This is a genomic window from Selenomonas sp., assembly GCF_052169755.1.
GTDB lineage: Bacteria > Bacillota > Negativicutes > Selenomonadales > Selenomonadaceae > Selenomonas.
Window position 1 is genome coordinate 1 of sequence record NZ_JBQNBV010000067.1, and the last position, 11213, is coordinate 11213.

The window sequence follows — 11213 nt, forward strand, 5'->3', positions numbered from 1 at the left end:
GATAGCCGTCCGAATTCCATTCCGTCGTGAGCGTGCGCTGCGGCTTGTTCATGCTTCTGAGGTTCGTCGTGATGTTGATGATGCCGCCCGCCGCGCCGCTGCCATAGAGGACAGAGCCGCCGCCCGGAATGATTTCAATTTTTTCAATCTGTTCGACAGGTACGTAGTCATAGTTATTCTGCAGCGGATGATTCGTCATCGTCGTCACGGGCGCACCATCAATCAAAACTTGCAGGTTGCGCGCGGACTGATCGCCCTGTCCGCGAATATCGATATCGCCCCAGCCCGACGCCCCGACGCTGATGCTCGGCTGGTCCTTTAAGATGTCAGAAATCGTCTTATAACCTTTTTCCTCGATCACTTTCTTCGTGATGACAATGATTTGCTTCGTGTCGCGCAGCTTTTCGATCTCCACATAGTCGGGACGCACGTATGTATCCGCCAGCTTAATTGTTTTCTCCGGTTCTGCCTGCTTCTTTTCCACGGCGTCCGCAGCCTCTGCAGGCGGGACTCCTATACCCCCCCATGTATATAAGCTGCATACAAAGAGCGCTGCTGCATACGGTGTTCTTTTAACTCTCATCTTCATCGTCGTTCCCCTCCAGAAACTTTATGATATTTGTGAAACAAAATTTGAAGAATCATTTATAATTACAAATATTATGAATGATTCCTTGGAATTTTATCATTAAAGATAACGAGTGTCAATATTGATAATATTCCCTACAACTTTCTTGATTGACAATGCCTATAGAGCATGGTATCCTTGCAAAAGAAGTTATCAAACGATATGTTTTTAATATGATGACATGGATTTCCTGCACGAAAAAGAAAGGAAGGTCTGCAATATGCATCCTTGGAAGAAAAAATGTCTGACCCTCGCCGTCGTCTGTTCCATCGCAGGAGCAGCTCCCGTTTATGCAGCGGAAAAGAGCGCCGAAGCGGACGCGAACACCGCAGTCGCTGCAGAAAACTTGTCCACTGGGGGGGGGGCACGATCTCGGTGAGACGACCGTCACCGCGACGAGAATCTCCGAGCCTGTCAATAAAGTTCCGGCAAACGTCACCGTCATCACGGCGAAGGATCTGGAAAAGCGTCATGTATTCAGCCTGCGCGAAGCGCTGGAAAGGGAAGCGGGCATCTACGTCTCGCCGACGGCGGACGTAAAAGACGGCTTGAGCCTGCGCGGTTTCGGCGGCACGAATATCCTCGTCATGTATAATGGACAGCAGCTCAACAACTCCTTCGATGGCGGCGTCAACTGGGATTCCATCCCTCTCGACAACATCGAGCGCGTCGAGATCGTGCGCGGCGCAGGCTCCTCGCTCTACGGCGGGCACGCCGTCGCCGGCGTGATCAACATCATCACGAAAGACAAAGAAAAGCCGGGGATTCATGGAGAGGCGAATCTTTCTTACGGCAGCAACAATACATGGAAGCGCGGCGTCCAAGTGTCAGGAAGCGAGGGACGCGTGTCCTTCCGCCTCGGCTATGAAAAGCGCACCTCGGACGGCTGGGCGGGCTATTTCGTCACGCCGAGAGTTTCTTCGGGAAACAAAGCGGGAACCGTCACGGGCGATCTTCCCCAAGCTGCCAACGGCAGATATATCATCGGCAGCCGCGGCGCTAAGGATAAAAAGAGCGAGAACACTTTCCTCGATCTGAAGTATGCCTTTGATGCGGAGCGCTCCCTCGACTATACCTATATGCACAATTCCTACCGCTACTCTTACCACGATCCGTTCACCTACCTCAAGAATCCGGACGGGACGCCGGCTTTCAGCGGCATTCTGCGCCTGTCTCCCAAACGGTATATTGAGGTGGATCCGTCGGACTATCTCGGCTACAACGGTGAGCGCGGACAGGACATCCATAAGCTGCGTTACGAAGATGCAAAAAATGATTTCAAGGTGGGCGTCGGCTACAGCGACACGTACAAAGACGGCTACTCTTCGACGGGGGATGCGACAAGCATCAACTGGACGGGCGCAGGCGGCAGGACGGAATATCCGAACCAGAATTATAATGTGGATCTTCAGAAAAAGTGGCAGATCAGGAACAACACGCTGCTCGCGGGCGCTGCATGGATGAAGGATACGATGCGCTACCGCTCGTATCGTTTGTCAAACTGGATGGATTGGCGTTCGGTCGTCGGCGCACCAACGATGCAAAGCGGCGGTTCCATCATCTCGACAGCGCTCTTCGTACAGGATGAACTTGCGCTTGATGCACGCTGGAAACTGCAGCTTGGCTTGCGCTATGATAAATTTAACAAGCAGGACGGCTATTCCTATGTGAAAAACGTGCGCAAGGATTATGAAGATCGGACATTTTCTGCTTGGAGCCCTAAGTTGGCGATAAGCTATGAGCCGCAAAAAGATACGCTCGTATTCCTGAGCTTCGGCAAATCCTTCAATCCGCCGTCCATCTATAAGCTCTACCGCCGCGCCGGCGACAAGATGTCCTCGGTACAGGCAAATCCTGAACTGACGCCGGAAACTTCGACGACGTATGAGCTTGGCGTCAAACAGAAGATCAATAAAAATACATCCTATGGCGTTACGCTCTTCCGTGTTGCCACCGACGACAAGATCGCGCTGGCGACGCTTGGCGGTGTCAAAGCCTACTACAATATGAACTCCGCTATGGTCAAAGGAATGGAACTTGAAGTCAAACATCGCCTGAGCCGCGATTGGCGAACCTACCTCAACTATACGTTTGAATCAGGAGAACTCACCTACGGCGGCGTTACAGAGCGCAACTGGGATATTCCCAAGCACATGCTGAATTTCGGCGTTGACTACACGCATGGCAATTTCAACGGCGTTCTCGATGCGCAGTATGTAGGTGCGCGTCAAAGTGTTGACTCGATCACAGGGGAATATGGCTCGGAGGACAGCTTCTTCCTCACGAACCTCTATCTCAACTACAATGTTGATAAAAATCTCAAGCTGCAGCTTGCTGTGCGCAATCTTTTTGATCGCAATTTTTACGCCTATGAAGCGACAAGCGGACGCACATACACGCTCGGCGCTTCGTACGCTTTCTAAAAACTGCGGATATACACAGCCGTTTCCTTAACGCAAAAGAAAGGATCCCATGAGACTCATCTATCGTCTGCATCGCTGGATCAGCGCCGTCTGCGCCGTCTTTTTCCTGCTGCTCGTCCTGACAGGACTGCCGCTGCTCTTTAACGGCGACGCCGCGCGTTGGAATGCACTGGAGCCGCGTCCCGATTTTGGCGAGGCGTCACCTCGCGTGCTCTGGGCGGGAGCGGCGGCAGGAATTTCCCGCATCGAGCGAGAGCAGCCTGAGCGCAAAGTGCAGTCGATCGCTGTTTATCCCGAGCGCGGGCTGCTCATCTATCGGCTCACGCGCACCGAAGGGGCGCACGGCGGACGCGGTGCATCGGCTTTGTCTTATGCGTATGCGCCGCAGGATGATGCGCTCGTACCTTGGTCGAGCGGCGCCGTCAAGTCGCCTGCACTCGCTTCGTTCATGGGCTGGATGCACGATCTGCATATACGCCTTGCCTTGGGCGAGGGCGGCATGATCTTCCTCGGTGTCATGTGCTTTTTGAGCTTTCTGTCGCTTGCAGGCGGCGCGCTGCTCTATCCGTCTTTCATGAAGCGGCGGCTTTTCGGCGGTATGCGCGGCGGTGCATCCGCAGGCAGCTTCTTTGACTGGCATATCTTCCTCGGCGTCCTCACTGCGGTCTGGGCGGGGCTTTTGACCTTGAGCGGCGTCGCCATAGCCGCCTATATTCTCGGCTATGGCAGCTATGCCGGCGACGCGGCAAAAAGCGTGCCGCAGCGTACGAGCGCACCTCCTGCGATCACCCTCACCGAGATGCTGGCTTACGCCGAGGAGCATTTTCCTGCGCAGGAGCTTCTGCGCCTTGAGGCGGCTGATGCCGCTTCACCTGCCGTACTGACCTTGGCGGATGCTGCAAGACCGCAGATGTTTCGCGGGCAGGACGTCTATTTGCTGCGCGGTGAGGACGGCGACATCGAGCATTTCACGAAGCCGCTGCCGCGCTGGCTCGTCGTTTGCGATGCCGTGCGCGACCTGCACCTGCATAACCATGCGACGATGTTCTTGAAGATCGTCTGGGCGCTTCTCGATCTCTTATGCGCTGCCGTCATCGTCACGGGCTTTCTCGGATGGCTGCAGCGCAGCCGCCGCAGTAAGGAGCGGCCGCCCGTGTTCGATGCTCACGTCGGAACAAGATCTGTGCCGTGGAAGGAGCCGCTGTCTTTCGCCGCGCTTTCCCTCATCGGCATGACCGCGCCGCTCGGCGACACCTTCGCAGGCAACATGATCGGCTCGGCTGCGTGGCTCATCCTCCTCGCCTATGCTTTCGCCCTGTGGCGGCGCGGCAGGCGGTAGCCGACGCTCCTCGTTCTTTCGGCGTTTGCATGGGACGGCAAAACGGCAGTTTCGTCTTCGGGCGAAGCTGCCGTTTTTCTTTGGCGTCGGTTTCGGTGCATATTTTTCATTTTCCTCTTGACAACGGGGAAATTCCTTACTATAATAAATCTATAACGATTAAACAATCACTTAATCAAAAGGAGGAACCCCCATGAAAAAGAGCTACAAGATCGAAGTGGACTGCGCGAACTGCGCACAGATGATGGAAGACGCCGCGAAGAAGGTCGAGGGCGTGAAGGACGCGACAGTGAATTTCATGGCGCTGAAGATGAAGGTCGAGTTTGCCGACGGCAGCGATCCCGCCGAAGTCATGCCGCGCGTTCTGTCAGCTTGCCGCAAGGTCGAGAGCGACTGCAATATTATATTTTAAGGAATCGCGGATAAAAGGAAGCCGCCCGAATGTGTGAAGAGGGGCTGCTGCATTTATCCGTGAATCCTTAAAGAAGTTTCCTAACCGTCCGTTTCGTATCACGCCGCCGGAAAGCAGGTGTTCTCTTGAACAAGAAGCAAAAAAGAAATCTCATCCGCATACTTCTGGCGGCATCTTTGATGATCGTCATGAATTGGCTGCCCGTCGAAGGTTTGCCGCGCTTTTTCTTTTACGTCGTGCCATACCTCATCATCGGCTATGACATCCTCGTCAAAGCGGCGAAAGGCGTATGGAACCGCCGTCCGCTTGATGAAAACCTTCTGATGTCGATTGCGACAATCGGCGCGATGGGGCTTGCCGTCTACGAGGACGGCGACTACGTCGAGGGCATCGCCGTCATGCTCTTCTACCAAGTCGGCGAATGGTTCCAAAGCTATGCCGTCGGCAGGAGCCGCCGAAACATCGGCGAGCTTATGGACATTCGCCCCGACTACGCCAACGTGGAGGATAACGGCAAGCTATGCCGCGTCGATCCCGATGAGGTCGAGATCGGCACAGAGATCATCGTGCAGCCAGGCGAGAAAATCCCGCTCGACGGCATCATCACCGAGGGTGCATCGACGCTCAACACAAGCGCGCTGACGGGCGAGAGCCTGCCGCGCGATGTGGAGAAGGGGCATACGGTCGTCAGCGGCTGCATCAATCTCACAGGCGTCTTGAAGATTCGCACGACGAAGGAGTTCGACGAATCGACGGCGTCAAAGATCTTGGAACTTGTCGAGGACGCCGGCTCACGCAAGTCGCGCTCGGAGACATTCATCGCGCGTTTTGCCCGCATTTACACGCCGATCGTCGTCGCAGCGGCGATTCTGCTCGCCATCGTGCCGCCTGTCGTGCGCCTTGCCGCGCTCGATCTTTCACCCGATTGGGGAATTTGGATCTATCGCGCCTTGATTTTCCTCGTCATGAGCTGCCCATGTGCGCTCGTCGTCAGCGTTCCCCTGAGCTTCTTTGCAGGCATCGGCGGCGCAAGCCGCGAAGGCGTGCTCGTCAAGGGAGCGAATTATCTCGAAATGCTTGCCGAGATCGATACGGTCGTCTTTGACAAGACAGGCACGCTGACGCGCGGCGTATTCGAGGTCAATGCCGTGCACCACGGCACGATGGAAGACAAAAGACTTCTGGAGCTTGCCGCACTCGCCGAAAGCGCTTCCTCGCATCCGATCAGCCGCAGTCTTAAAGAGGCTTACGGCAAGGAAATCGACCGTTCGCGCGTCACGGACATGCAAGAACTCAGCGGCTTTGGCGTGACGGCAAAGGTCGACGGCATCGAAGTCGCCGCCGGCAACGGCAAACTCATGGAGCGGCTCGGCATCGAGTACCGTCCATGCAGTCATCCGGGTACGATCGTACAGATGGCGATCGCGGGCGAATATGCCGGTCACATCGTCATCGCCGACGCGGTCAAGCCCACATCGAAAGCCGCCATCGAAGGTCTGCACCAAGCGGGCGTAAAGCGCACGGTCATGCTCACGGGCGATGCGCGTACGGCTGCCGAAAAGGTCGCAGCCGCTCTTGGCATCGACGAGGTCAAGAGCGAGCTTCTGCCTGCGGACAAAGTGCGAGAAGTCGAGCGGCTGTTGGATGAAAAATCGTCGGCGAAGAAGCTCGCATTCGTCGGCGACGGCATCAACGACGCGCCCGTCCTGAGCCGCGCCGACATCGGCATCGCTATGGGCGCGATGGGTTCCGACGCTGCCATCGAAGCCGCCGATGTCGTCTTGATGGACGACGATCCGCAGAAGCTGCCGAAAGCGATTCGCATCGCCAGAAAGTGCATGACGATCGTGCATCAGAACATCGTCTTTGCCATCGGCATCAAACTCCTGTGCCTCGTGCTCGGCGCCGTCGGCATCGCAAACATGTGGTTCGCCATCTTCGCCGACGTCGGCGTCATGGTGCTCGCCGTCCTGAATGCCCTGCGTGCGCTCTTCGTGCGCCGCCTGTAGACGGCATCTCATCGCTGCACCGCGCCGCGAGAATCCGACGGGCTTCATTTTATCAGCGATTCCTTTACAGTATATGATATAATAAAGAAAGCACGGATGTATTCCGTGCTTTCTAAGCATACCCGTTGAACTGCGGCAAAGGAGACTGCTATGAAAATTCTCGTTGTCCTAAAAGTAAAAAATCATCATAAAAAGTGGCTGCAAAAGAGCGCGGCAGACGCTGAGCTTCGCTTCCTTCCTACCGATCAAGTGACAGAAAGCGACCTCGCCGACGTCGATGCCATCATTGGCAACGTGCCGACAGAACTTTTGCCTGCGGCAAAGAAACTGCGCTGGCTGCAGCTCAACACGGCTGGGGCGGACATCTACTGTAAAGACGGGTTGTTGAAGGATGACGTCCTCTTGACGAACGCGACGGGCGCTTATGGTCTTGCGCTCTCTGAGCATCTTCTCGCGCAGCTTCTTGCGATGATGAAGAAGCTCTATCCCTACTATGACAACCAAAAAGCGGGGCTTTGGCGCGATGAGGGCGCCGTCGCCTCGATCGAGGATGCGACCGTGCTGATTCTTGGCATCGGCGACATCGGACGCGCGTTCGCCCGTCGCGTCAAAGCGCTCGGCGCTTACGTCATCGGTGTGCGCCGCCGCGCCGGAGCGAAGCCTGTCGGCATCGACGAGCTTGGCACGATGGCAGAGCTTCCCGCACTCCTTGCACGCGCCGACGTCGTCGTGTCCGTCTTGCCGGGGACGAGCGAGACGACAGGGCTTTTCTGCAAGGAGCGATTCGTTGCGATGAAGAAAGGCGCCTACTTCCTGAACATCGGACGCGGCAGCGCCGTCGTCACCGACGACCTCATCGAGGCAGTGCAGGCGGGACGTCTCGCAGGCGCGGCGCTCGACGTCACCGACCCCGAGCCTTTGCCTGCCGATCACCCGCTTTGGCGCACGCCAAACGTCTACATCACGCCGCACATCTCCGGCGACGATCACTTGAGCGCAACACAGGACAAGATCGTGCAGATCGCCGCGAGAAATCTCAGCGCTTTCCTGCATGGCGTATCGCTCGAAAATCTCGTGGATCGCAATACGGGCTACAAGCATTGAGGAGGGATTCCGATGCGTCAATGTATGGACATGAAGAACCTGCACCGCAGACTGCGGAAAATTCGCGGACAAGTCGAGGCCATCGACCGCATGATCGAGAAGGACATCCCTTGTGAAGACCTTCTCTCGCAGATCAATGCGGCAAAAGCCGCTCTGCACAAATGCGGTCAAGTCGTTCTCGAAGGACATATCCAGCACTGTGTCAAAGACGGCATCGCGCACGGCGACGCGGAAAAGACCGTAGAGAGCTTCACCAAAGCAGTCGAACGCTTTGCCAATATGGGATGATAAAACCTCAGTCAAAAAGGCTTCCGAGCGACAAGCTCGGAAGCCTTTACTTATGATAGACCAAACATTACGGTAAAGCCCCAAGAGGTCAAGCCAAAGGTAGCGACCGATTGGCTAGGCTTCTGTAAGGCGTGAGGAGATATGTACGATAGTGCCATCGCAGAAAACGGGCTAGAAAGCGCATCATGCCTCTTTGCGTGACGGCTGAACATATATCCTGAAAGTTTATTACTCGGGAACCTTCGTCATAAGCTCCAGACTGCGCTCTTCGTTCATCGTACGGCACATCTCGATGAAGGTATCGAGCGGCACGTCTTTGAGCTGTTCGTTCGTACCGCGCACGTTGATGGATACGGTGTTTTCCGCAGCCTCCTTATCGCCGAGCACGAGGATATAGGGATCCTTGTAGTGCTTGAAGCCCTTGATTTTCTCGCGCATGTTCTTGTCGGCATAATCGACCTCGAAACGGATGCGGCTCTTGAAGAGCTTTTGCGCGACCATCTTCGCGTAGTCGTTGTGCTCGGGGCGGATCGGCACGATGCCGACCTGCACGGGACTGAGCCAGAAGGGGAACGCGCCCTTGAAGTTCTCAATGAGGACGCCGATGAAGCGCTCCATCGAGCCGAAGATCGCGCGGTGCAGCACGACGGGCTGCTTGTGGCTGCCGTCCTTGGCGATGTACTTGAGGTCGAAGTTCTGCGGCAGCTGGAAATCGAGCTGCAAGGTGCCGACCTGCCACTCGCGGCCGAGCGCGTCCTTCATCTTGAGGTCGATCTTCGGGCCGTAGAAAGCGCCGTCGCCCTCGTTGACCTCGTAATTGCCCTCGCCGTACTTGCGGTCGAGGATCGCCTTGAGCTCCTTCTCGGCGATATCCCACGTCTCGATGTCGCCCATAAAATCGTCGGGGCGCGTCGAAAGCTCCGCCTTACAGCTCATGCCGAGCGTCGAATAGATCTCGTCGGCGATGTCCATGATGTCGCCCATCTCAGCGGCGATCTGGTCTTCCATGAGGAAGGTGTGGTCGTCGTCCTGACGGAAGAGCTGCACGCGGAAGAGACCATTGAGCTCACCCGACTTCTCCTTGCGGTGGATGACGTCGACCGTGTTGTAGCGAATCGGCAGATCGCGGTAGGAGCGCGTCTTGCGCTGGTAGATCTTGATGGCGTTCGGGCAGTTCATCGGCTTGATCGCAAACGTGTCGTCCGCTTCGATATCGCCGTCCGCACCGGGAATCAGGAACATATTTTCCTTGTAATGCGCCCAATGACCGCTCGTGACCCAGAGGCGCTTGTTGTTGATGACGGGCGCGGAAACTTCCTGATAGCCGTGCGCCTCGTGAATGCCGCGCCAGAACTCCAACAGTGCGTTGAAGAGCTTCCAGCCGCGCGGCAGCCAGTAGGGCATACCGGGCGCCGTCTCGTCAAACATGAAGAGGTCGAGCTGCGGTCCGATCTTCTTGTGGTCGCGCTCCTGCGCATCCTTGATGAAAGCGAGGTGCGCCTTCAGCTCCTCCTTCGTCGGGAAAGCGTAGGCATAGATGCGCGTGAGCTGATCGCGCTTCTCGTCGCCGCGCCAGTAAGAGCCGGACATCGAGCGAAGCTGCCATGCGGCAGACAACAGCGCGGCGGAGTTCTCGACGTGCGGCCCGCGGCAGAGGTCGACGAAGTCATCGCCCGTGCGGTACGTCGTCAAGATCTCGCCGTCGGGCAGATCCTCGATGAGCTCGACCTTGAACTTCTGATCGGAAAAGAGTGCGAGCGCGTCCTTCTTGGAAATCTCCTCGCGCTTCCAATCTTCCTTGCGCTTCAAGATCTCCTTCATCTTCTCTTCGATGGTCTTGAGGTCGTCGTTCGTCGCCGCACGCGGCAAGAGAAAGTCGTAGTAGAAGCCGTCGGCGATCTCCGGCCCGATGGCGTACTGCGTCTCCTTGCCGAAAACTTCGATGACAGCCTTTGCAAGCACATGTGCCAACGAATGGCGGTAGACGTGCAGAAATTGTTCTTTATCCATGATGTTTCCCCTTTATTGGACATTTGTACAATCGCTATGCGCAGAAAAGCGAACGGCGCCTTGCACAGTTTCTTCTATTATTATAGTGCAAAACGATAAATTTGTCACGGCGCGCTCGAATATCAAAGGAATTCGGACAGCTTGCTTAATTGCAACAGCCAAGCGGACAGTTTCCAAATGCGCTGATCGCCAAGAAATGTGCGATGCACCCTTTACAAGCAGCAAGAGATATGATACACTAGCGAAGTACCTTTGAGGAGAGGTGTCCGAGTGGTCGAAGGTGCTTGACTCGAAATCAAGTGTGCAGCAATGTACCGTGGGTTCGAATCCCACCCTCTCCGCCATTGAAAAATAAGGCTTCGTGGAGATTTCCACGAAGCCTTTTCTGTGTCCATTTTGGGGCGAAAAATAGGATTTTGGGCACATTTTGGGCACTAGAGATTTTGAACTCGTTTTTTGATGCTGTAAAATTTGCGACTACGACATAGAAAAAGAGGATGCCGTGCAGCATCCTCAGATTCGTTCGTGCATCACTTTTGAACTCTTGGAAGGGTCTGTTTGATTTCCTTCTCAGCGGACGAAAAGCTCTCTTTTGTCCCTTGTCCGATGCCTTTTTTGCAGAATACCCGTGTTTGTGGTGGTATCCATACCCTGTTATTTGCATGGACAGGCGGGACGAGGGGACAATACTCTGGTGGACAGTGCATCACTTTTCGGAGAAACGTGATGCACCTTTCTCCGTTATAGGAGTGCCAGGTACTTGGACTGCTCGTCTTTTGCAATACTCAGCGCGTCCATCGCGGCTTCGGCGGAGATTCCCATGCGCTGGATCAGGCTCTTGATGTTTTTCAGGCGTTCTGTCTCTGCACCGCGCACCTCTCCTTGCATAGTTCCTTCCGCAACACCTTCGTTATACAGTTCTTCCATTACCCTGCACATAGCTGTTACCCCCTTTTCATCTTCTTTGAAAAAAAGCGCGCGCTCAGCAAGCACATCACTG

The 11213-nt window shown here is 55.5% G+C and carries 8 protein-coding genes, 1 tRNA gene and 1 pseudogene; 7 read left to right on the forward strand and 3 right to left on the reverse strand.

Features of this window, described 5'->3' with window-relative positions; genetic code table 11:
- Positions 1 to 484, reverse strand: a 484-nt coding sequence (locus ACTTKG_RS06085; RefSeq protein WP_442673357.1) for a TonB-dependent receptor plug domain-containing protein, incomplete at its 3' end; no start/stop codon positions are given.
- Positions 485 to 918: 434 nt separating this feature from the next.
- Between ACTTKG_RS06085 and ACTTKG_RS06090 the strand changes: the two genes are divergently transcribed.
- The 6 genes from ACTTKG_RS06090 to ACTTKG_RS06115 all read left to right on the forward strand — a co-directional run bounded on the left by ACTTKG_RS06090 (position 919) and on the right by ACTTKG_RS06115 (position 8203).
- Positions 919 to 3051 (forward strand): TonB-dependent receptor, encoded by a 2133-nt coding sequence (locus ACTTKG_RS06090; RefSeq protein WP_442673358.1) that lies wholly within the window; start codon positions 919 to 921, stop codon positions 3049 to 3051.
- 49 nt (positions 3052 to 3100) lie between these two features.
- On the forward strand, positions 3101 to 4390 hold the full coding sequence (locus ACTTKG_RS06095) for a PepSY-associated TM helix domain-containing protein (RefSeq protein WP_442673359.1): 1290 nt from the start codon (positions 3101 to 3103) through the stop codon (positions 4388 to 4390).
- 193 nt (positions 4391 to 4583) lie between these two features.
- The gene (locus ACTTKG_RS06100; RefSeq protein ID WP_442673360.1) at positions 4584 to 4802 is read left to right on the forward strand and encodes a cation transporter; all 219 of its coding nucleotides are present in this window, start codon (positions 4584 to 4586) and stop codon (positions 4800 to 4802) included.
- 125 nt (positions 4803 to 4927) lie between these two features.
- The gene (locus tag ACTTKG_RS06105; protein WP_442673361.1) at positions 4928 to 6811 is read left to right on the forward strand and encodes a heavy metal translocating P-type ATPase; all 1884 of its coding nucleotides are present in this window, start codon (positions 4928 to 4930) and stop codon (positions 6809 to 6811) included.
- 150 nt (positions 6812 to 6961) lie between these two features.
- The gene (locus ACTTKG_RS06110; protein ID WP_442673362.1) at positions 6962 to 7915 is read left to right on the forward strand and encodes a D-2-hydroxyacid dehydrogenase; all 954 of its coding nucleotides are present in this window, start codon (positions 6962 to 6964) and stop codon (positions 7913 to 7915) included.
- Between the two features lie 12 nt (positions 7916 to 7927).
- A complete protein-coding gene (locus ACTTKG_RS06115) occupies positions 7928 to 8203 on the forward strand; it encodes a metal-sensing transcriptional repressor (RefSeq protein WP_442673363.1) in 276 nt (91 codons plus the stop codon).
- A 228-nt stretch (positions 8204 to 8431) separates the two neighbouring features.
- Here ACTTKG_RS06115 and thrS read toward each other — a convergent pair whose 3' ends face one another.
- Positions 8432 to 10213 (reverse strand): threonine--tRNA ligase, encoded by a 1782-nt coding sequence (gene thrS, locus ACTTKG_RS06120; protein ID WP_442673364.1) that lies wholly within the window; start codon positions 10211 to 10213, stop codon positions 8432 to 8434.
- A gap of 256 nt (positions 10214 to 10469) precedes the next feature.
- Between thrS and ACTTKG_RS06125 the strand changes: the two genes are divergently transcribed.
- Positions 10470 to 10557 (forward strand) — tRNA-Ser (locus tag ACTTKG_RS06125).
- Positions 10558 to 10954: 397 nt separating this feature from the next.
- On the opposite strand, the pseudogene ACTTKG_RS06130 reads toward ACTTKG_RS06125, so the two are convergent.
- Positions 10955 to 11213: pseudogene (locus ACTTKG_RS06130) on the reverse strand (hypothetical protein); the annotation flags it as partial.

Bases quoted from the DNA above. Each gene is read 5' to 3' on its own strand.
- ACTTKG_RS06090 (WP_442673358.1), top strand. From the start codon at position 919: ATGCAGCGGAAAAGAGCGCCGAAGCGGACGCGAACACCGCAGTCGCTG.
- ACTTKG_RS06095 (WP_442673359.1), top strand. From the start codon at position 3,101: ATGAGACTCATCTATCGTCTGCATCGCTGGATCAGCGCCGTCTGCGCC.
- ACTTKG_RS06100 (WP_442673360.1), top strand. From the start codon at position 4,584: ATGAAAAAGAGCTACAAGATCGAAGTGGACTGCGCGAACTGCGCACAG.
- ACTTKG_RS06110 (WP_442673362.1), top strand. From the start codon at position 6,962: ATGAAAATTCTCGTTGTCCTAAAAGTAAAAAATCATCATAAAAAGTGG.
- ACTTKG_RS06115 (WP_442673363.1), top strand. From the start codon at position 7,928: ATGCGTCAATGTATGGACATGAAGAACCTGCACCGCAGACTGCGGAAA.
- thrS (WP_442673364.1), bottom strand. From the start codon at position 10,213: ATGGATAAAGAACAATTTCTGCACGTCTACCGCCATTCGTTGGCACAT.